This window comes from Pseudomonas sp. MONT-RG-20F-20-E-7-02, from assembly GCF_022662395.1.
GTDB lineage: Bacteria > Pseudomonadota > Gammaproteobacteria > Pseudomonadales > Pseudomonadaceae > Aquipseudomonas.
The window spans coordinates 140956-161290 of the sequence record NZ_JAKNQN010000010.1 but is presented as its reverse complement, the minus strand read 5'-3'; the positions used below and the strand labels follow the sequence as shown (position 1 = coordinate 161290).

The 20335-nt window shown below is 61.3% G+C and carries 22 protein-coding genes; 13 read left to right on the top strand and 9 right to left on the bottom strand.

Going from position 1 to position 20335, the window contains the following annotated elements; all coding sequences use genetic code 11:
- The first annotated feature begins 67 nt into the window (after positions 1–67).
- The 4 genes from yfcF to L8I05_RS25240 all read left to right on the top strand — a co-directional run bounded on the left by yfcF (position 68) and on the right by L8I05_RS25240 (position 3798).
- The gene (gene yfcF, locus L8I05_RS25255; protein ID WP_242172646.1) at positions 68–700 is read left to right on the top strand and encodes a glutathione transferase; all 633 of its coding nucleotides are present in this window, start codon (positions 68–70) and stop codon (positions 698–700) included.
- Between the two features lie 111 nt (positions 701–811).
- Positions 812–1543, top strand: coding sequence for a GntR family transcriptional regulator (locus L8I05_RS25250; protein WP_242172629.1), 732 nt, complete (start codon positions 812–814; stop codon positions 1541–1543).
- 113 nt (positions 1544–1656) lie between these two features.
- The gene (locus L8I05_RS25245) at positions 1657–2937 is read left to right on the top strand and encodes an MFS transporter (protein ID WP_242172626.1); all 1281 of its coding nucleotides are present in this window, start codon (positions 1657–1659) and stop codon (positions 2935–2937) included.
- A gap of 27 nt (positions 2938–2964) precedes the next feature.
- A complete protein-coding gene (locus tag L8I05_RS25240; protein WP_242172624.1) occupies positions 2965–3798 on the top strand; it encodes an amidohydrolase family protein in 834 nt (277 codons plus the stop codon).
- On the opposite strand, the gene L8I05_RS25235 is transcribed toward L8I05_RS25240, so the two are convergent.
- On the bottom strand, positions 3775–4038 hold the full coding sequence (locus L8I05_RS25235) for a hypothetical protein (RefSeq protein ID WP_242172604.1): 264 nt from the start codon (positions 4036–4038) through the stop codon (positions 3775–3777). The two genes, L8I05_RS25240 and L8I05_RS25235, sit on opposite strands and share 24 nt — an antisense overlap.
- 143 nt (positions 4039–4181) lie before the next feature.
- On the opposite strand from L8I05_RS25235, the gene L8I05_RS25230 reads away from it, so the two are divergent.
- Together L8I05_RS25230 and L8I05_RS25225 are read left to right on the top strand one after the other, a co-directional pair.
- The gene (locus tag L8I05_RS25230; RefSeq protein ID WP_242172601.1) at positions 4182–4826 is read left to right on the top strand and encodes an ATPase; all 645 of its coding nucleotides are present in this window, start codon (positions 4182–4184) and stop codon (positions 4824–4826) included.
- A 45-nt stretch (positions 4827–4871) separates the two neighbouring features.
- Positions 4872–5213 carry a hypothetical protein gene (locus L8I05_RS25225; protein WP_159957190.1) on the top strand — a complete coding sequence of 114 codons (342 nt, stop codon included), beginning with the start codon at positions 4872–4874 and terminating at the stop codon, positions 5211–5213.
- Between the two features lie 131 nt (positions 5214–5344).
- Here L8I05_RS25225 and L8I05_RS25220 read toward each other — a convergent pair whose 3' ends face one another.
- Positions 5345–6091: a creatininase family protein gene (locus tag L8I05_RS25220; RefSeq protein WP_159957188.1), complete on the bottom strand. Its 747-nt coding sequence runs from the start codon at positions 6089–6091 to the stop codon at positions 5345–5347.
- A gap of 30 nt (positions 6092–6121) precedes the next feature.
- A complete protein-coding gene (locus L8I05_RS25215) occupies positions 6122–6835 on the bottom strand; it encodes a murein L,D-transpeptidase catalytic domain family protein (protein ID WP_159957186.1) in 714 nt (237 codons plus the stop codon).
- 37 nt (positions 6836–6872) lie between these two features.
- Between L8I05_RS25215 and L8I05_RS25210 the strand changes: the two genes are divergently transcribed.
- On the top strand, positions 6873–8459 hold the full coding sequence (locus L8I05_RS25210) for a L,D-transpeptidase family protein (protein WP_242172598.1): 1587 nt from the start codon (positions 6873–6875) through the stop codon (positions 8457–8459).
- 37 nt (positions 8460–8496) lie between these two features.
- Here L8I05_RS25210 and L8I05_RS25205 read toward each other — a convergent pair whose 3' ends face one another.
- The gene (locus L8I05_RS25205) at positions 8497–8991 is read right to left on the bottom strand and encodes an AAA family ATPase (protein ID WP_242172581.1); all 495 of its coding nucleotides are present in this window, start codon (positions 8989–8991) and stop codon (positions 8497–8499) included.
- A 43-nt stretch (positions 8992–9034) separates the two neighbouring features.
- Positions 9035–10081, bottom strand: coding sequence for an alginate lyase family protein (locus L8I05_RS25200; RefSeq protein ID WP_242172547.1), 1047 nt, complete (start codon positions 10079–10081; stop codon positions 9035–9037).
- A gap of 108 nt (positions 10082–10189) precedes the next feature.
- On the opposite strand from L8I05_RS25200, the gene dapF reads away from it, so the two are divergent.
- Positions 10190–10993 (top strand): diaminopimelate epimerase, encoded by an 804-nt coding sequence (gene dapF, locus L8I05_RS25195; protein WP_242172544.1) that lies wholly within the window; start codon positions 10190–10192, stop codon positions 10991–10993.
- On the opposite strand, the gene L8I05_RS25190 is transcribed toward dapF, so the two are convergent.
- Positions 10990–12123: a PAS domain-containing sensor histidine kinase gene (locus L8I05_RS25190; protein ID WP_242172540.1), complete on the bottom strand. Its 1134-nt coding sequence runs from the start codon at positions 12121–12123 to the stop codon at positions 10990–10992. The two genes, dapF and L8I05_RS25190, sit on opposite strands and share 4 nt — an antisense overlap.
- Positions 12113–12928, bottom strand: a complete 816-nt coding sequence (locus tag L8I05_RS25185) for an alpha/beta hydrolase (RefSeq protein ID WP_242172536.1) — start codon at positions 12926–12928, stop codon at positions 12113–12115. Before L8I05_RS25185 ends, L8I05_RS25190 begins: the two co-directional genes overlap by 11 nt.
- A 129-nt stretch (positions 12929–13057) precedes the next feature.
- Between L8I05_RS25185 and L8I05_RS25180 the strand changes: the two genes are divergently transcribed.
- The 3 genes from L8I05_RS25180 to L8I05_RS25170 all read left to right on the top strand — a co-directional run bounded on the left by L8I05_RS25180 (position 13058) and on the right by L8I05_RS25170 (position 16251).
- Positions 13058–14296: a TPM domain-containing protein gene (locus L8I05_RS25180; RefSeq protein WP_242172477.1), complete on the top strand. Its 1239-nt coding sequence runs from the start codon at positions 13058–13060 to the stop codon at positions 14294–14296.
- Positions 14297–14375: 79 nt separating this feature from the next.
- Positions 14376–15581: a YgcG family protein gene (locus L8I05_RS25175; protein WP_242172458.1), complete on the top strand. Its 1206-nt coding sequence runs from the start codon at positions 14376–14378 to the stop codon at positions 15579–15581.
- Positions 15582–15705: 124 nt separating this feature from the next.
- On the top strand, positions 15706–16251 hold the full coding sequence (locus tag L8I05_RS25170; protein WP_242172455.1) for a GNAT family N-acetyltransferase: 546 nt from the start codon (positions 15706–15708) through the stop codon (positions 16249–16251).
- 4 nt (positions 16252–16255) lie between these two features.
- Here L8I05_RS25170 and L8I05_RS25165 read toward each other — a convergent pair whose 3' ends face one another.
- On the bottom strand, positions 16256–16750 hold the full coding sequence (locus tag L8I05_RS25165) for a DUF1543 domain-containing protein (protein WP_242172453.1): 495 nt from the start codon (positions 16748–16750) through the stop codon (positions 16256–16258).
- Positions 16751–16856: 106 nt separating this feature from the next.
- Here L8I05_RS25165 and L8I05_RS25160 point away from each other — a divergent pair, with 106 nt between their 5' ends.
- A complete protein-coding gene (locus tag L8I05_RS25160) occupies positions 16857–17678 on the top strand; it encodes an aldo/keto reductase (protein ID WP_242172438.1) in 822 nt (273 codons plus the stop codon).
- Positions 17679–17734: 56 nt separating this feature from the next.
- Here the strand turns inward: L8I05_RS25160 and L8I05_RS25155 are convergent, their stop codons facing one another.
- Complete coding sequence (locus L8I05_RS25155; protein ID WP_159957170.1) at positions 17735–18250, bottom strand: Hcp family type VI secretion system effector; 516 nt, start codon at positions 18248–18250, stop codon at positions 17735–17737.
- A 503-nt stretch (positions 18251–18753) separates the two neighbouring features.
- Between L8I05_RS25155 and tssA the strand changes: the two genes are divergently transcribed.
- Positions 18754–20307: a type VI secretion system protein TssA gene (gene tssA, locus L8I05_RS25150; protein ID WP_242172434.1), complete on the top strand. Its 1554-nt coding sequence runs from the start codon at positions 18754–18756 to the stop codon at positions 20305–20307.
- The last annotated feature ends 28 nt before the right edge of the window (positions 20308–20335 follow it).

Sequence of the window (20335 nt, the reverse complement as noted above, 5' to 3'; positions counted from 1 at the left end):
AAAAAACCGCCATTGTCTTTATTGCCGTGCATCTCGTAGCGTGGGGTTTCACCCAAGGAGACCCGCCATGCCCCCGAGCCCGTTACGCCTCTATGTGGATGCCCAGTTCACCAGCCCCTACGCCATGTCCGTATTCGTGACCCTGCGTGAGAAAAGCCTGGCGTTCGACACGCTCACCCTCGACCTGGACGCCGCACACAACCAGGCCAGCGACTACGCCCAACTGTCCCTGACCCAGCGCGTGCCGACGTTGGTGGAGGGCGACTTTGCACTGTCGGAATCTTCGGCGATCTGCGAATACCTGGACGAGGTGTATCCCCAGACAGCGGTCTACCCGAAAGACCCCAAGCAGCGGGCGAGGGCGCGCCAGGTGCAGGCGTGGTTGCGCAGCGATTTGCTGCCGATTCGCCACGAACGCTCGACGCTGGTGGTTTTCTACGACCAGAAGATGCCGCCATTGTCTTCTGCGGCCGAAGCGGCGGCGGGCAAGTTGATCGCTGCGGCGCAGGCGTTGCTGGTAGGTGATCAGGACTACCTGTTCGGTGAGTGGTCGATTGCCGACGTGGACCTGGCGGTGATGCTCAATCGCTTGATCCTTAATGGCGACAGCGTACCGGCCGAGCTGGTCGCCTATGCCCGGCGTCAGTGGCAGCGGCCGTCCGTGCAGGCATGGGTCAACCTGCAACGCCCGGCGTTGTAAGCCGACCATTCATCTTCTGCCGCAGGTGACGCGCTTGACAGCCGTCACTCGGCGGGCAAATACTCAACGCATATTCATATATATGACTAAATAACAAAGTGAATGTGTCCCATGAATACGCTGTCCAGTGATGCCCGCCTGCCGCTTTATCAACGCCTGCGCGACCACTTGGTCGAGCAGATCGCCAACAATCGCTGGCGCCCCGGTGAAGCTATCCCGACTGAAGCGGTGCTGTCCGCCGAGTACGAACTGTCCACCGGCACCGTGCGCAAGGCGGTGGATGCGCTGGTGAGCGAAGGCATCCTTGAGCGTCAGCAGGGCCGCGGTACGTTTGTGCGCCGGCCGCAATTCCAATCCTCGTTGTTCCGGTTTTTCCGCTTCCAGGGCCCCTGCGGCGAACGCCAGGTGCCGGAGAGCCGCATCCTTTCGATTGAATCCCTGGCCGCACCCTCGGCGGTGAGTGAAGCATTGGGCCTGGCGCCCGACGCCCAGGTGATTCGTATCGTGCGTACACGGTTACTGGAGGTGCAGCCGCTGCTGGCCGAGGAAATCTGGCTGCCGCGCACGCGCTTCCACGCCTTGCTCGACATCGACCTGGCGCAGCAAGGGCCGTTGCTTTATCCGATTTATGAAAGTGTTTGCGGGCAAGTGGTGGCCTCCGCCGAGGAGACCCTCACCGCCGAAGCCGTCAACGATGTGTACGCACGCCTGCTGCAGGTGCCGGTGCACAGCCCGGTGGTGGTGATTGAACGGCTGGCCCGCGATTACGCCGGGCAACCGCTGGAGTGGCGACGCTCGCGTGGGCATGCCGAGCACTTCCGTTACCGCGTGGATATTCGCTGACGCGTGGGCGGGCCACGGCTCGCCCCACATTCCTAATGTTTGCCACCACTGGCCCGGCTGCGGCGCGGTTCGCGTTCGGCTGCCTTGCGTTTGACCTATAAGGATAAGAAATCATGTTCAGTTGGTATCGCCAAGTCACTCCTCGCGAGCGCAAAACGTTTTGGGCCTGCTTCGGCGGCTGGTCACTCGACGCACTGGAAGTGCAAATGTTCGGCCTGGCGATTCCGGCACTGATTGCCGCGTTTGCCTTGACCAAGGGCGATGCGGGGCTGATCAGCGGTGTCACGCTGATCACCTCGGCCATCGGTGGCTGGGTCGGCGGCACGCTGTCCGACCGCTACGGCCGCGTGCGCACCTTGCAATGGATGATTGTGTGGTTTTCGTTCTTCACGTTTTTGTCGGCGTTTGTCACCGGCTTCAACCAGTTGCTGATCGTCAAGGCGCTGCAGGGCTTCGGCATCGGCGGCGAGTGGGCGGCGGGCGCGGTGTTGATGGCCGAAACCATCAACCCGAAGTATCGCGGCAAGGTCATGGGCACGGTGCAAAGCGCCTGGGCCGTGGGCTGGGGCGTGGCGGTCGGGGTGTTTGCGCTGATCTATTCGTTTGTGCCCCAGGACATGGCCTGGCGAGTGATGTTCGTGGTCGGCTTGTTGCCGGCATTCCTGATCATCTGGGTACGGCGTAATGTCGAGGAGCCCGACAGCTTCCAGCGCCTGCAAAAAGAACAGGCGATCCCGCAGAGCTTCTTCAAGTCCCTGGCCGGCATTTTTCGCCCTGAATTGATCCGCGTCACGCTGTTTGGCGGCTTGCTCGGCCTGGGCGCCCACGGCGGGTACCACGCGGTGATGACCTGGCTGCCGACCTTTCTCAAGACCGAGCGCAACCTGTCGGTGCTTAATTCCGGTGGCTACCTGGCGGTGATCATCTTCGCGTTCTGGTGTGGCTGCGTGGTCAGTGGTTTGCTGATCGACCGCATTGGCCGACGCAAGAATATTGTGCTGTTTGCGCTGTGCTGCGTGGTCACCGTGCAGGCCTATGTGTTCCTGCCGCTGACCAATACCCAGATGCTCTTCCTCGGTTTCCCGCTGGGCTTTTTCGCGGCAGGTATTCCCGCCAGCCTGGGGGCGCTGTTCAACGAGTTGTACCCGGCAGACGTACGCGGTGCCGGCGTGGGTTTTTGCTACAACTTCGGGCGCGTGTTGTCCGCCGTGTTCCCGTTTCTGGTGGGGCATATGAGTGACTCGATGTCCCTGGGCTCGGCGATTGGCATTGATGCCGGGATTGCCTATGGCGTCGCGGTGATTGCCGCCTTGTGCCTGCCGGAAACCCGTGGCCGTGTCCTTGAAGCCGCGCCTGCCGACAGTGCCCCGGTTGGCCAGCGTGCCCAGGCTTGAACCTCCTTTTTGGTGAACGATAAAACCATGCTTGATAACCGCACCCTCACCGGCATCGACGCCCACGCCCATGTGTTCAGCCACACGCTGACCCTCGCCGGCGGGCGCCGCTACACGCCGGGTTACGACGCCACACTGGCGGATTACCTCGAACATCTGCACGCCAATGGTTTGAGCCATGGTGTATTGGTGCAGCCGAGTTTTCTCGGCACTGACAACCGCTATCTGCTGGGCGCTTTGCAGCAGGCGCCTGAGCGGTTGCGTGGGGTAGTGGTGGTCGACCGGCAGGTCGCGCCCGAGACCTTGCAGGCCATGGCTCGCCAGGGTGTGGTCGGGGTGCGGTTGAACCTGGTGGGGCAGCCGCTGCCGGACTTCGCCGCGCCGGGCTGGGCGGTGTTTTTCCAGCGGTTAGTCGAGCTGGGTTGGCATGTGGAGCTGCACCGCGAGCTGGACGACCTGCCGCACCTGGTGCGCCAGCTGTTGCCATTCGGGGTCAAGCTGGTGATTGATCACTTCGGGCGCCCGGATGCGCGGCGCGGCGTTGATCAGCCCGCGTTCGGCGAATTGCTGGCGTTGGGCGCAAGCGCGCAGGTTTGGCTGAAGGTCTCGGGCATCTACCGCTTGGCCGGCACCCCGGAGCAAAACCTTGAGTTTGCGCGTGCGGCCATGCCCTTGCTGGCGCAGAGCTTTGGCCTTGAGCGCCTGGTGTGGGGCAGTGACTGGCCGCATACCCAGCACGAAAACCGTATCAGCTATGCCAGCGTGGTGGAGCAACGCCAGGCGCTGGGTTTTTCGAAGTCGGTGCAGCAGGCTTTGCTGATCGACACGCCCAGCCGGTTATTCGGCTTCGAGCACACGTAGCGAAGCCTGTTCCACACGCCGGTCGAGGTCTTCCCAATCTGCCATTCCGAGAACCCGCGTGGTGTTCAAGCCGCGCAGGTAACCGCGCAATTGCTGGGCGCTGGCGTAGCGCTGGTCGGCATCGGCGGCTGCTTCCTGCAGCACGTTTTCATAGTCGACCAGGTAATCGGCGACCCGCTCGCGAAACTCCGGCAAAACGGCTTCGCGGATGCGGTCGAAGATTTTCTGGTGGGGCTTCATGGCAAGGTCCTTATCGTTTTATAGAGATCGCGATTCCCGACACTATCGGTTCAAATGATAGTCACCATCAAGGATCACAAGTTCTGTTTTTGTGCCAAAGGCGGACAATCCCCCCATCGAGACGCTGTTCAAGGAAATGCGCGATGAGGACGATAATCCAACTGGGTTTAATGATGCTGATGCTCGGCACTGCGGTGCTGGCCAACCCGGCAATTGCTGACGATCTGCGTACGGGCCATTTGCTGCCACTCGTCGGTAGCGTAGACTCCCTGCAGCACGTGCAGTCGGTGGGTGTGTTGTACAGCGAAAACACCCGCGACAACCTCAGTTACCTTGAACGCTACCACGCCATGGCCATGAACGGCGCCAAGGATGCCCTTGACGGACGCATCCGCGAGGCGTTCGTCAACAGTTCCGACCCGGAGCTGGCAATTGATTGGTTGATGAATTCATTGCAGGGCACTTTTCCTGTCGTCACGGTCTATAGCAGCCTGGATGAACTGGTGCAGGCTCACCCCGATGTGGTGGTGATGCTCGATACCCATAACCAACTGCTGACCCAGCGTAACGACGTGGTCGAGGCGCGCTTTGTTGCACGGTTCTATGATGCGGACCTGCAATACATTGCCAAGGCCGAAGGTTCGGTGCACAAGCAGGTGCCGTCGGTGTGGGTGCACGACAAAGCGGCCCCGGAAATTGCCGCGCAGATTGAACAGCAACGTGATGTGCAGCTTGATGCGTTGAAGCAGTTCGACGCATCGCTCAAGGCCCTGGTCCGCGCCGGATGATGTGCGGATCGATGTGAACCCTATTGGTTATTTTCAGGAATGTTTATGCGCTCTTTTTTCGTCCCGGCCCTGGCTTTTGCTTCCTTGTTGCTGACCGGTTGTATCACTGCTCCCAACGCTCCGACCTTGACGCTGCAAACGGACAAGTCGCCTGAAAGCTACGTGCAATGCGTACTGCCCAAGCTTGAAAAACACGGCATTTCCTCGACCGTGACGCAGAACTCGCGTCACGCCAAGGTGGTGTTGACCAGCAAGATTGCCGCCGATGACGTGCTGGAGGCCTACAAGTCCCAGGACGGCACCAAAGTCTTCCTGTACGAGCGCAAACCGCTGGCGTCGGCGATCAAGCCGTCGCGCCTGGAAATGTCGGCGCAGGACTGCAAGTAATCCAAGACCACACACAACTCCTCTGTGGGAGCTGGCTTGCCTGCGATGGCGGTGTATCAGTGGATAAATTCACCGACTGACACGCTGCTATCGCGGGCAAGCCCGCTCCCACTTGGTGATCCATGTGCGGCCTAGGGCTTCGCTTCGCTGCTGAAGCTGTTCACGGTCTTGACCAGCCCTTGAGCCGCCAACGCCACTAACTCACCGCCTTTTTCCACCGTCGCCAGGGCCGGGTCCGACCCCATGCGCCCGTCGGGGAAGCGTGCGCGGAAGTCCAGCGCTTCGCGAATGGGCCCGGTGTTGGCAATTTGGGGTGAATACTCGGCGGACTTGATCGAATCCGCGTACGCCCACTGCGTCACTGCAATTTCCGACGGCGTGGCATGGCTGCCGTGGCCGACCGGAAATTGGCGCTGAGCCAGGTCGGTGACGCCTTCCAGATCCCACCAGTTCACCAGCTTCAGCGCGAAACCGGCCGGGCGGCGGGCGAAGCTGGCCTCGGCGTACAGCTCGGAGAATGCCGCCTCAATGGTGGCGATATTGCCGCCGTGGCCGTTCAGAAACAGGATCTTGTCGAAACCATGCCCGGCCAGCGAACGCACCCAGTCGCCAATCGCGGCAATAAAGGTGGAAGGGCGCAGCGAAATGGTGCCGGGAAAACCCAAATGATGCTGGGCCATGCCGATATTGAAGGTCGGGCCGATCAGGATGTCGGCGTTCTTCTGCGCCTCATGGGCGATGATCTCCGGGCACATCCAGTCAGTGCCCAGCAGGCCGGTGGGGCCATGTTGTTCGTTGGAACCGATGGGAATCACCACCGTGCGGCTGCGTTCCAGAAACTGCCCGATCTCGATCCAGGTGGAGTGGTGTAGAAGCATGCGACGCTCTCTTTTATCTGTGGGGACAGGCTAACCACCACGGATTGTACGACTACTCGCCACCTGTTGGGGCTTGCAATTGAGATAGGTAGAGGACTTCAACCAATGCTGGTCCGGATACCAGGAAAACATGAACTGCCCATCCTTGAGCTTGTCCACCACCTGGCGCGCCACCTGCGGGCGTACGGCCGGGCAACCCTGGCTGCGGCCGATGCGGCCTTCGCGCTTGCTCCATAAGGGGCTTACGTAGTCGGCGGCGTGAATGACCAGTGCGCGGTCGCGGGCCTGATCATTGAAACCTGGCTCCAGGCCGTCCATGCGCAACGAGTAGCCGTGGGTGCCGAGGTAGCTTTCCTGGGTGCGGAACAAGCCCAGGCTGGACTGGTGGCTGCCTTCACGGTTGGAAAATTGGGTGGCGAAGTTTTCCCCGGATTTTGCCCCGTGGGCCACCAGGTCGCGCAGCACCAAAGTCTTTTTGCGTAGGTCAAAGATCCACAGCCGACGAGCGGTCGAGGGTTGGGAGTAGTCAATAACCGCCAGGCGTTCTGAGCGTTCCTCGCCATTATTGACCGCGCACTGCACGGCGTTCAGGGCGCTTTTGAGCACGGTGGGATTGAGTTCTGGAGCCGAGCGCGCCAGGCTGCTATACAAGTTAGGAGTATTCCCATTGGCGGCGAGCGCAAAATTGCTCAGCGCGGCCAGGGTGACGGTGATCAAACCGAAGCGGCACATGAAAGTCAGCATCTACAAAACGTCCCCGCTGTGGATTGGAGCCAGTCAATTGTTCAAAAAACACGCATGTTACTTGAGCATTTGCCTGCTCGTTGCACCACTGGTCGCGACAGCCGATGAGCTGCCCGTGGGCGCCGCGCCGGTTATTTCAGCCAGCCCGCTGCAACAGGCCCTTGCGCAGTTGCCCAGCGTTTGCCCCAGCCTCGCCCCGCACATCGACGCCGCCGCTCAATCGCGCCTGCAAGCGTTCTACCAGCAGCAGGGTGATGTGCCGCTGTGGTCCGCCGATGATCGCCGCCAGGCCCTGAACACCCAGTTGCTGATGCTCGCCGACGACGGCCTGGACCCCACCCACTATAGCCTGCCTGCGGCGGACGCCACGGCCAACGTGCTGTGCAGCGATATCGACGTCAGCCGCCAGTACCTGCAAGCCCTGCAGGATCTGCATTACGGGCGCTTGCAGCAATCGCGCTTCGAGCCGCTGTGGCATTCCCAGCCGCCGACCCGCGACCCGAATACCGAGGTGCTGGCCTTCGCCGCCAGTGGCTTGCAAAACATGGCCCAAACCTTCGACCAGGCGCGCCCCAGCGCCGACCTTTACCGCAGTTTGCGCAATGCCTATGCCACCGTGCGCCTGCAACCGTTGCCGCATTGGGACCCGGTCGCCACTGGCCCGTTGCTGCGCCCCGGCATGGAAGACCCACGCGTGCCGGAGCTGGCGCAACGCTTATACCGTGGCGGCTACCTGGCCAAGGCGCCCACCGGCAATGGCAAGCAATACCGTGACGAACTGGTCAAGGCGGTCAAAGCCTTCCAGCTCAGCCATTCGTTGCAGGCCGACGGCGTGATCGGCGCAGGCACTGTGGCCGAGCTGAATATCAGCCCGGCGATGCGCCGCGATCAGTTGCGCATCAACCTTGAGCGGTTCCGCTGGCTGGCTCAGGACCTGGAGCCTGAAGGTGTGCTGGTCAACGTCGCCGCTGCGCAATTGAGCGTTTACCAGAGCGGCATCCCCGTGTGGCAAACCCGCCTGCAAGTCGGGCGCGCCGAACGCCAGACGCCGCTGCTGAAGTCGCGTATCACCCGGCTGACCCTGAACCCGACCTGGACCATCCCGCCGACCATCATGCGCGAGGACAAACTCCCGGCGATCCGCCTCAACCCCGAATATTTGCGCCAGCAAAACCTGCAAGTGCTCGACCCCGAAGGCCGCCCGCTGGCGCCTGAGCAGATCGACTGGGCGCGCCCCGGCAATATTCTCCTGCGCCAGGACGCCGGCCCGCGCAACCCGCTGGGCAAAATCGTGATGCGCTTTCCCAACCCTTACTCGGTCTACCTGCATGACACGCCCAGCCAGCCGCTGTTTACCAAAGGCCCGCGCGCGTTCAGCTCCGGGTGTGTACGGGTTGAGCAACCGTTGCTGCTGCGTGACCTGCTGGTGACCCCGGCCGAACGCACGCGCACCGACGAATTGCTGGCCACCGGCGTGACCCATGAATTCAGGCTGGCGACGCCGGTGCCGGTATTGCTGGGCTACTGGACGGTGGAAGTCGATCGCCAGGGCGGGCTGGTGTACGCGCCGGACATTTACGGGCGCGACCCGGTGTTGATGAAGGCGATGGGGGCGGTGCTTTAGGGGGTGGGCTCGCCACAACAAGCCCTCTAGTCATGGGTTAGATGTGCGTCAGGATCAACGCGACCGCCTGATCTACCGTCACAATCGCAGTATCAACCGTCAGCGGCACCTCATCCCACACCTCATATTCATGCGCCGTCACCGACTGCCAACTCGGCGGAACCAGGCCAGGAATATCACCTGCGCGACTTTCAACCCGGCGCCGATGCTCCTGCCGATCCGAACAGACCAGCTGTATATCCAGCAACTCAACCCCCGCCGTCGTAGCCACAGCCTGCCACGCCGCGCGGCTTTCCTTGACCGGGTTCACGCAATCGGCGACGACCTTGTGGCCCAGGCGCAAATTGCTCAGCGCCAACGCATTCGCCACGCCATAGCCGCTGGCCCCCACGTCCCCGGCCAATACGCCAGAACCGCGCAGCGCTTGTTCGATCACATCGATACGCAGGTAAACCGCGCCGGCCTGGCGCGCCACCTCGCTGGCAAGCGTGGTTTTGCCGGAGCCGGGCAGGCCGCTGAACACAATGAGCATGGTCAATCCTTTGCAAAGGGCAGTGCGGCCAGTCTAGCGGCGCTTACTTTAAATAGCAGGCACTGATCCAGTCGGCCGGGTGCGCGGCCAATTGCGTGGCCACGGGCAAATACCGCTTGTCCAACTGCGCCGCCAGCCAGAACAACGTCGCGCTGCTCCTGGGTTGCCAGGTGCCGCTGTAACCGGCTTCGCCCACGCCAGCGCGATCTTTGTCGAATTGCACATGGGTGTGCACGAACTCCTGATGGCTGCGTTGCCCAGTGGCATAGGGCACCAGCCAATCAAGGGCAGCGGCCAGGGACGTGCCGTTCGCGCGCAGGCTCAGCCAGTCGCCGCCGACCCCGTAAGGCTTGGCCGCCAGCGCGGCTTGCACCAGCGGTTCCAGGTCATAAACCACGTAATGCAGGGCATCGCGGTCCTGGAAATCGGTCACCGAACCGTCCGGCAATACGTTATCGGCGATCTGCTGTTTAAACAGTTGATGGGCCTGCTCAAGCATCGCCTGGTCACCCAGCGCGGCGGCCGCGACCGTGACCAATTTCACGCGATGACTCTGCCAGTTATTGGTCTGGGTGCCTTTTTTCTGCCCGTGAAACTGCTCGATGCGCGCGATGTAGCCGTTGCCCAGGCTGCTGATCAAGCGGCGGCTGGCCTCGCGGGTCGCCGGTTGCAAGCTGTCGGCGGAGAGCGCATAGGCATTGATCAGCATGTCGAGGTTGGTTTCGTCGATCGGGTTGAAGTCCGGCTGGTACACCTCGGCCCACGCCGCCAGGTAGTCGTCGACTTGTTTGAGATAACGCGGGTCATGGCTCAACCGCCACGCCAGGGCGGCCTGGCGCATCACCGGCCAATCCTTTTCGGCGGCTATACTTTGCTCGCGGATACCCTGGTGAGGCAGGGTGCCTTCGGTGTGCAAATGGGGCAGGGGCTGAGGCACGTCGGCCAAATGCCGTTGCGCGGCAGTTAGCAATGCCTGGGATGTCGGGTTCGACAAGGCCGGCTGGCACAGGCTCGGTGCTTGCGCGGCGGCGACGGCCGTGTGGCAAAACGTGGCGAGCAGTGTGGTAAAAACGAAGGCGGTTTTTTTCATCGAGGGCTCTGCAGGACGAGAACGTGCCCACGCTAACATGTGGTCGAATCGGCTTGGATGAAACTGCCGTATGCTGGATCTCCACTCAGTTCGCCCCAAGGACCGCCCATGACCTTGCCGTTCGTGAAGATGCATGCCCATGGCGATGATTTCATCATCATCGACCGCCGTGGCCAGGACGACCCGATCACCGCGCAGATCGCCCGCCGCCTGGGCAACCGCCACACCGGCATCGGCTTCAACCAGCTGGCCGTGGTACTTGACTGCGACGACGCCGCTGCCCGCATCAAATTCTGGAACCCCAACGGCACGCCGCTGCAGACCTGCGGCAGCGCCACCCGGGGCGTGGCCGACCGCCTGATGCATGAAACCGGCAGCGATTCGATTGTGTTGCGCACCGAGCGCGGCTTGCTGACCTGTGTACGCGCGACCGCGCGGCAGGTGTCGGTCGATATGGGCGCGCCATCGCTGGATTGGGCGTCCGTGCCCTTGGCCGAAGTGATGGACACCCGCAGCTTGCCTATCGACGGCAACCCGGCCGCGTGCAGCATGGGCAATCCGCACTGCACCTTTTTTGTCGAGGATATTGCCGCCGTCGATGTGGCAGCCGTGGGGCCGGCAGTCGAAAACCACCCGCTGTTCCCGGCCAGGACCAATGTGCACTTCGTGCAGGTGCTGAAGCGCAACCACATCCGCTTGCGCATCTGGGAGCGCGGCGGCGGTGTGCCGTTGGGCTCCGGTTCATGCTGTTGCGGCGCGGTGGTCAACGGCATTCGGCGCGGCCTGTTGGACGACACCGTGCAGGTGCAGTGCGACGGCGGCACGGTCACGGTGCAATGGGACGGGCAGGGCGGTGTGGTGTTGACCGGCAGCGTTGAGCCGGTCATGCAGGGCGCAGCGTACGTGTTCTAAAATTTCACCGTAAATGTCGTACCGCCGGTGGCGCAGGAACTGACGGCCACATCGCCGCCGTGCACTCTGGCCAGCTCACGCACGATGTACAGGCCCAAGCCCACGCTGCGCACCTCGCTGCCCTGGTCGGTGCCACGGGTCATGGGCTCGAACAGGTCGGCCAGCAATGCCTCTGGAATCACCGCGCCGTAGTTGTGAACCGACACCTCGCAGCCTTTCTCGCCGAGCCTGGAGGTCACGCTGATCGGCTGGCGCAAGTCGCCGTACGCGACGCTGTTGGCCACCAGGTTGCCGATGATCTGCTGCACTCGGTCGGCATCCAGGCAGGCATCGCCCTGGCCTTCGGCGTGATGCTCCAGCGTGGCCTTGGGGAACGCCACGCGCAGTTCATCCACGGCGTGCGCAATAACCGCATGCAAGTCCAAGGGTGCGGCCTTGATGGAGATACCGTGGCCGACCCGGGCCTGAGTGAAGTCCAGCAGATCGGCGATCATGCGGTGGGCGCGCTCCGAAGACTGGGCGATATGGCCCAATAACTGATGCTCTTTGGCCGTACGCTCGCCACGGTTGAGAAAGTCGGACGCCATACGGATCGCGGTAAGAGGGTTCTTCAAATCGTGACTGACGATCGCCACCATCTGCTCGGCAAACAGCGCACGGCGCTGGGCAATTGCGTAAGCCTCGCTCAACTCGGCCTGGGCTTGCTGCAATGCAATTTCGGTGGCGGTTCTTTCCTGCAACAGGGCTTCGGCCAGGTGGCGTGCGTTGAGCAACTCGCGTTCGTACTTGTCACGGTCGGTGGTGCCGAACAAGGCCAGGTCGTACACCGCCGCGTCAGCCTGCTCGCGCTTGTTGCCATTGAGCAACACGGTCACTTTGTGCCCGTCGTGGTGCAGCATGTCGAGTTTTACTTCGGTGACACTGCCGCGCAGGCGCAGCATCGGCGCCAGGTGAGTCTGGTGGAAAATCCGCCCACCCATGGTCAACAAATCCTGGAAGCGTCGCCCGCACAACTCGGCGCGGCTGAACCCCAGCCATTCGCTGAAGCGCGCATTGGCCTGCAGGATCGTGCCGTCTTCAGCGGTGACGGCCAGGGCGCAGGCGGCGTTGTCGAACAATTCAGCCGACATCGGCAATCGCCCACGGCGCCAGGAAGTCTTCCATGGCCGCCGCGCAGGCCTTTGGCGCGCTCATGTGCGGGCAATGGCCGACGTTGTCCACCAGGCAGTAAGTGCTGTTGGGCAGCACGCGGTGCAGGTATTCACCCACGGCGACCGGGGCGATCAGGTCATCGCTCGATTGCAGGATCAGCACCGGCGTGGCCAGGCCGACCACGTCCTGGCGGTTGTCCGACATAAACGTCACCCGCGCAAACTGCTTGGCGATGTCGGGCTCGGTGCGGCAAAAACTGTCGCTCAGTTCGTCGCTCAAGGCCGGTTGCCCCGGCGCGCCCATGATCACCGGGGCCATCGAGCTGGACCAGCCGAGGTAGTTGCTGTCGAGGGTGTCGAGCAAGTCGTCGATGTCGCTACGCTTGAAACCACCGACGTAATCGGCGTCATCAATGTAGCGCGGCGAAGGGCCGATCATCACATGGGCGGCGATGCGCCCAGGCGCCAGGCGGTCGGCGAGGGTGGCGATCATCGCACTGACCGAATGGCTGACCAGGATCACCGGGCCCGTTGCATAGGCGTCGACAATCTCGTTCAAATCCTGGGCATAGCCAGCCAGTGTGGCGTATTTGGTTTTGTCGAACGCACTGAGGTCCGACAGGCCGGCCCCGACCAAGTCGTACATCACCACGCGAAAGCGGTCGACGAACGCCGGCGCCAGGTAATTCCACATGGCCTGGTTGCAGCCGAACCCGTGGGAGAACACCAGGGTCGCCATGCCATTGCCCGTCACACTGACGTTGTTGCGGTGCTTCAGGTCCATGGCGTTCTCGTGTATGGCTTTTTGCTATGTGGGTATGGGCGCAGTTTAGATAGTCGCAGGCCTGGGGTCACGCGTTATACGTCGATAAGGTAAAGTCGGCGCCTTCAGGAAGAAACGTCAGGTACGGACATGTTGCGGTGGTTGCATCCATTTGTTGTGAGTTTGCTGGTGTTGATGGTCGCCGGCCTGTTGGTCACCGCTCAGGCCGAGACTTCGCCGATTGGCGTGGCCCTCGACCAACGGGTGATTGACCTCACTGGCACCCTCGACGCCCAAACCCTGGCCCGTTTGAAACTCGAACTCGACGCGCTTGAACGACGCAAAGGCTCACAGGTGGCCGTGCTGCTGGTGCCGACCACCGGTGACGCGAGCATCGAGGAGTATGCCAACAAGGTGTTTCGCGCCTGGAAACTGGGGCGCAAGGACGTCAACGACGGCATCCTGCTGCTGGTGGCCAAGGACGATCGCAAGGTGCGCATCGAGGTGGGCTATGGCCTGGAAGGCACCGTCACGGACTTGCTGGCCCATCGCATCATCGAAGAGCACATCACGCCGGCGTTTCGCCAGGGAAACTACGTGGGCGGCATGGCCAGGGGCGTGAATGACCTGGTCGTGCTGGTAGACGGCGGTGACCTGCCCAGGGACGCTGAAACGGGGTTGCCCCTGGGCGCCAGTGCGGTGTTACTGGCGTTCATTGTCGGTGCCGGCGTCGGCGTGCTGGTGGTGACCCGCACACTGCACTGGCGCCGCGCGCTGATTGCCATTGGGGTGTTGACTGCGCTGGTGGTGGTGGGTTGCGGCGGTCGGGAATGGCCGGTGTACCTCGTGGTGTTTCCACTCAACCTGCTGATCGGCGCCGCGGTTTTCGGCTGGCTGTGGAGGGCACGCACAGTGTTCTACTGCGCGCTGGCGCTGTTGATCTATGGAGTCAGCTTGGTGGTGGTGAATCAATACCGCGACGTCAATTTCTTCGACTGGTTGGCATTTTTGCTGGGGACAGTCGCGATTCTGGCGCTGTTCCTGGCGCTGTTTTGGGTCATGAAAGACGCCTGGCGCAGGAGCCGAGTGGGGTTTTTTGTGCGGTTTTTACTGACAACGGTGGTTTTTGTGGGGGCCGGGCTGGACGCGCACGCCGGTCCTGGCGGTTGGTTGCTGGCGTTGCCGAAAGCCGCGTTTGCGGGGGTATTCATCTTTTGCCTGACCGCCAGCAGTTTTCGCTCAGGGTCGGGCGGCGGCTCCTCCCGCTCGAGATACCGCAGGTCCAGTTCGAGCAGCGGTTCCTCCGGTGGCGGTAGCGGTAGCGGTGGCAGCGGCGGTGCGGGTCGAGGCGGTTCCAGTGGCGGCGGTGGGGCTTCCGGAAGCTGGTAACGACTGGCGTGACTTATACGTGCTTTAGCCCCGATCAGGTAAAGTCGGCGACTTCAGGTAGACACTTCAGGTAACAAACATGATGGCGATTCTGCGGCAATCCGTCTTGAGTCTTCTCGCGTTGGTGCTCTTCGGCTTGCTGAGCACAGCGCAGGCAGACACTTCGCCGATTGGCGTGGCCCTTGACCAACGGGTAATCGACCTCACCAATACCCTCGACACCAGCACGACCCAGCGCCTTAAAGACCAGTTGGCCGCCCTTGAACAGCGCAAAGGCGCGCAAGTCGCGGTACTGCTGGTGCCCACCACCGGCGGTGCGAGCATCGAGGACTACGCCAACCAACTGTTCCGCGCCTGGAAGCTGGGGCGAAAGGATGTCAACGACGGCATCCTGCTGGTGGTGGCCAAGCAAGACCGCAAGGTGCGCATCGAGGTGGGTTACGGCCTGGAAGGCACCGTCACCGACCTGTTGGCCCATCGCATCATTGAAGAACACATCACCCCGGCGTTTCGCCAGGGCGACTATGCGGGCGGCGTGCAACAAGCCGTCAACGATCTGACCGTGCTGGTGGACGGTGGCGACCTGCCACAGCAGGCGGCACCGCAGGTGAATCCGCAGATCATCGCGGTACTGCTGGCGTTTATTGCCGGCGCCATCGGCGGTGTATTAATCGCCGCCGGCAAGCTGCATTGGCGCCGGGCGCTGATTGCCACCGTGGCGGTGACGGTGCTGCTGACGATTTATGCGGGCGGGCAGGAGTGGCCGGTGTACCTGGTGGCCTTTCCGCTGACCCTGTTGATCGGCGGCGCCACGTTCGGCGCGCTGTGGCTGGCGCGCGCGGTGTTTTACTGCGTGGTGGCAGCGTTGGCCTACATCGTCGCGGTGCTGGTGGTGAGCCACTTCGTCGAAGTCAACTTCGTGCATTGGCTGGCGTTGCCGTTTGGCGGCGCCCTGGTGCTGGCGTTGTACGTGGGGCTGTTCTTTGTTATCCGTCAATCCTGGAAGACCAAACCACGTTTCTTCCTCGTGCGTGTGCTGGCGGTGGCAGCGGTGTATGTGGCGGTGGGGTTGATGCTCGGGCACGGTTACCAGGGCTGGCTACTGGCAATACCGGCGGCCTCTGTCGTTGCGTTTATCGTGTTTTTGACGAGCATTTCCGATGGCGGCTCGGGGTCGGGCGGTGGGTCGGATTCAAGTTCCGAAAGCTCGAGTTCCAGCTCCAGCAGCAGTTCGTCCGGTGGCGGTGGGTCCAGTGGCGGCGGCGGGGCGTCGGGCAGTTGGTAAGCCACTCGCGCGGCTTGTAACGCACCCAGCCTTTAAAGCTGAAGCCGGCGTAGAACAGCTCAACGCCTTCCCCCTGCATTCGTGGTAAAACGTTGATCTTTTCAACCCTGAGTACGGACGCTCAATGCCTACCGCCCCCACCCCGACGTTCATTATTCGTGCGGCCATTGCCGAGGATGCGCTGTGCATTGGCGTGTTGGGCATGCAGGTGTTTCTCGACACCTACGCCACTGAAGGCATTCGCAGCTCGATTGCCCATGAGGCACTGCAAGCCTTTGCGCCGCACACCATCGCCCAACTGATTGCGCAACCCGGCATTGCGTTGCTGGTGGCTGAAACCAACGGCCATCTGGTCGGCTTCGCCCAGATCAAGCTCAACGCCAGCCACTCGATGATCGACACCGCTGACGCTGCCGAGCTGCAACGCCTCTATATTCAGGAACGCTTTACCGGCCAGGGGCTGGGCTATCAGCTGCTGCACGCGGCGGAGCAAAGCGCTGCACGCGATGGCGCTGCGTTACTGTGGGCAACCGTGTGGGTCGGCAACGAACGCGCGATGGGCTTTTACCCTCGACGCGGCTATGAGGTGCTGGGCTCACCGACCTACACCTTCCAGGGTGAAACCCATGGCAACCGCCTGTTTGGTAAAACCCTGACACTCGACGTGTGAGGCGTCAGGGCAGAACGATGTAGTCGTTCTGCTGGATGATCGGTCGATGCGGGCCTTGCACCAGATGGATATAGCGCCCATCCACCAGGTCGATCGGCAGGCAGTCGTCGATATCCAGCACGCCGTCGGTATGGGCCTGTGACCAGTGGCGCAGCATCTGCTGTTTGCCCTTGCTCATCGCCTCCTTTTTGTCGCGGGCAACCACCAGCAAATAATGATGAGCCTCGCCAAATACGTTGGCTTCATAGCCGCCGAGGTTGATGAAGTAGAGGTGGTGCGCATCTGCTTGTGGTGCCATGTGGCTGATCTCGACTTTCCAGCCGTCGACGCCCTCCACGGCCATCCAGGAGTCGATATGCACACCCTTGGGGCTGCCAAACCAACCGTCGCGCAGTTGCGGGTAGGTGGCTTGCAGCGTTGGCGCCACGGCGAACACCACATCGTGAACTTCAATTCTGGCCCGTGGGTGCTTACCCCCGAGCATGACGACAAACAGCATTGCAGGTTCTTCCTGGCGACTTGGCAAAGGCTAACCATACTTCGATTGAACCCTTTTGTCCGGTCAGTGCCACACAGTTAATCCGCGAATTCATCAGGAGGTTGTCATGCGTACTATCGATCTGGCCGGTGTTCCCGTGCCTGTCATCGGCCAGGGTACCTGGCGCATGGGCGAAAACCCGGACCAGCGCCGGGCTGAAGTCGCCGCGTTGCAATTGGGTATCGACGAGGGCATGAGCCTGATCGATACCGCTGAAATGTATGGTGAAGGCGGTGCCGAAGAGGTGGTCGGCGAAGCCATTCGCGGCAAGCGCGACCAGGTGTTTCTCGTCAGCAAAATCTACCCTCACAATGCCAGTCACAAAGGCGTGCCCCGCGCCTGCGAAGCCAGCCTGCAACGCCTGGGCACTGACTATATCGACCTGTACCTGTTGCACTGGCGCGGCCAATACCCTCTTGAAGAAACCGTCGACGCTTTCGAACGCCTGCGTGAAGCCGGCAAGATCGGCCGCTGGGGCGTGTCCAACTTTGACGTGGCCGACCTGCAGGAACTTGCCTCCCCAGCCTGTGCGACCAACCAGGTGCTCTACAACATTGAAGAGCGCGGCATTGAATTTGACCTGCTGCCATGGTGGCAACAACACCACTTGCCGCTCATGGCTTACTGCCCCATCGCCCAGGGCGGTGAGTTATTGGCCAGCCCCACGCTCAAGCAAATCGCCCGTCGCCACGAGGTGACACCGGCCCAGGTGTCACTTGCCTGGGTCTTGCGCCAGGACGGTGTGATCGCCATCCCCAAGGCCGTTACACCCGAACACGTGCGGCTCAATGCCAGGGCTGCGCAACTGGTGCTGGATGAGCACGACCTGGACGCAATCGACCGCGTATTCGGCGCCCCCAAACGCAAGCACCCGCTGGCGATGGTGTAGTTAACCGGCAGCAGTCACGGCGCCGTCCCTGGCGGCCGTGCCTGCGTCAGCCGAAGTTAGCCGGCGACCGGGCTACGCCAGTCGTCCGAGCCGGACGTGCCAGCCACTTCGTGGGTCCAGATGATCTTGCGATAGGTGAAATACACATCCTCCAAATGCGTGAAGTGCGCATTGTCAGGGTCTTGGCAATTGGGCATGCGCGATTGCACGTCGACGATGGTCGCGCCTTCCAGCTCGATGGTGAAGTAATGCTCCTGGGTGCCGGCCGAGGAGGTGCGGAACCACTCCAGCCGGCACGACACTTCTTCGCCCGAGGTCAGCGCGCTGAAGAGCAGCGGTGAGGATTTGTCGAAGACCTTGCTGATCATCAGTGGTTTGTGCACCCGTTGGCCGGTTGGCTGGCCCGATTGCGGATCGCGGGGAATGATTACCTGATGGGCAAATGCCTGCACGAGGATCTGGTCCTCATGGCCCTCCTGATAAATGTTGCCGACCGAATCCTGGGTAAATGTGCCTGCCGTGATCAAGCCTTGTTTGACGCCGGTGACGGAGAGGTAAGCGGGTGTTGGCATGACTGGTTTCCATGTCTGATTAAGTAAGTATTCCTGAGCGGCGTGAAGGCCGTTCAGGCAAGTCTCTATAACAAGAAGCGTGCCTGAAATGACGAGCGTTAATGAAATGGCGCTATTTGGCGTTAGTTGAGTAAGTATTTAGGAAACTGTCCTGATTTTTGTCGGTGTTTTAGTGTCTTTTTTTGCGCACTTATGTGCAGTTAATTGCTCGCGTTATTAGTGGTGCGTGGGCGCGGCTGTTCAAGGTTAAACGGGGTTGTTTGTGCAGGGCGAACTGCGCAAGCTATTGCGCAGGCCTTTATTTACTGGGTTTGTAGGAACTTTCTTAAGTGTAAAACCCTGGCTTGCTGATTGCTTTTTGGGTGGCTAAGGTTCGATGGCTTCCTCAGAAATTGAACAGGAAGCAAATGGGCCGCTGATTAGTTAATTGGAATTAGTGTGCTGCTTTTGCCTTGAACCTTTGCCTTGAACCTTTGCCTTGAAATAGTTACCTGCGGCCTAAAATGGATTATTCAGACACGCTGTACGCTTATTATCTTGAAGTTGCGCGGCTACCTTGTTCGCCACAGGATTTTGCCGGCTGTGATAGTCGGTTTTCCGGCGAGTTCGAGGCTTTGGAATCCGAGCTTGGCAAAGCGCAATCGATTCATGGAGCAAGCCAGCCGGATTGGCAAAAAGTCAGCGAGAACGGTGAGCGTCTGCTGCGTGAGCATTCCAAGGATTTGCGGGTCGCCGTCTGGTTGACATGGGCGTTGTATCAGCGTGATTCATTTCCCGGGCTTCTGGCGGGTCTCGGTTTGCTACGCCACCTGTGTGTGCACCACTGGGCGGTTGTGTACCCCGCCAAGTCGAGGACCCGCAGCGCTGCGTTCAATTGGCTGGTGTTGCGGTTGGAGCCGCTTTTTGCGCAGAACCTCTCGCTTACCGAACAGCAGGCAGTGTTTCAGGCGCTGCTTGAACACCTCGCGAGCCTCGACGAAATATGGGGCGAGCGCCTGGGTGACGATGCGCCTTTGTTATTACCGATTCGCAGGCAACTGTCGGAGCGCCTGGCACTTGCCGCGCAAAGCCGTCCTGAGCCTGGCGCAGTGGCGGGTGTTATTGCCCAGGTCAAGCAGGCGGCAACGCAATTGCGCCAGCCCGAGCAGTCGGTCAATAACGAAAAAGACGCCCACAAACTGCTGCGTGCATTGCAGGAGCAGGCTCGCCCCTTGTGCGCCTGGTGGCTACGCCAGAGTGCGACAGACCTGCGAGCCTTGCGCCTGAGCCGAACCCTTGCATGGCTTGCGCTGGTCAATTACCCCGACGCCAATAGCGAGCGAGTAACTGCATTGCGTGCGCCGTCGCCCGACAAACTTAAACGGTTCCAGGACCGCTTTGACCAGGGGCATTACGCCGATCTTTTACTGGAACTCGAGGTGAGCCTGGCTGGCGCCTTGTTCTGGTTCGATGGGTTGCGTATGGCTTGGGAGTGCCTCGAAGCCTTGCAGGCCGAGTTGGCCATGACCGAGTTGGAAATGAATTTTGCCTTGTTGTTGCAACGGCTGCCGAGCCTGCCTCAGTTCAAGTTTGACGACGGCAGCGGGTTTGCCGATTCCGCGACAGCTGAGTGGATCGCATTGCATGTGCTTCGCCATCTGCACAAGACCGAGCCCTCAAGTGCCGTGGTCGATGTGGGCAGTGCGCCCTGGGAAACGGCGTTGCAGGCAGTGATGTCCAGGCTGCGTAAAGAGGGGCTGAAAGCGGCAGTCGGTGAGCTCAAGCAAGGTTTGCACGCCGCGTGCAGTGACCGCGCGCGTTTTCATTGGCGATTGGCGCTGGCCAGGTTGTGCATCCGGGCGGGCAAGCATGAGCTGGGCAGGATCCAGCTTGAGCAGATGGACCTTGAACTCCAGCACGCAGGCCTGGACCGCTGGGAGCCCGAGTTGGCCTTTCAAGTCGCGCGGTTGCTGCATCGCTGTTACGACCTTTTGCCACAAGACCACGCCGTGCGCGAACGCAAGGAAGTCACCCATCGCAGGTTGTGCCACTTCGATCTCGAAGCGGTACTTGAATAGGCTTTCGAGCCGACCAAAAAAAAGGAGA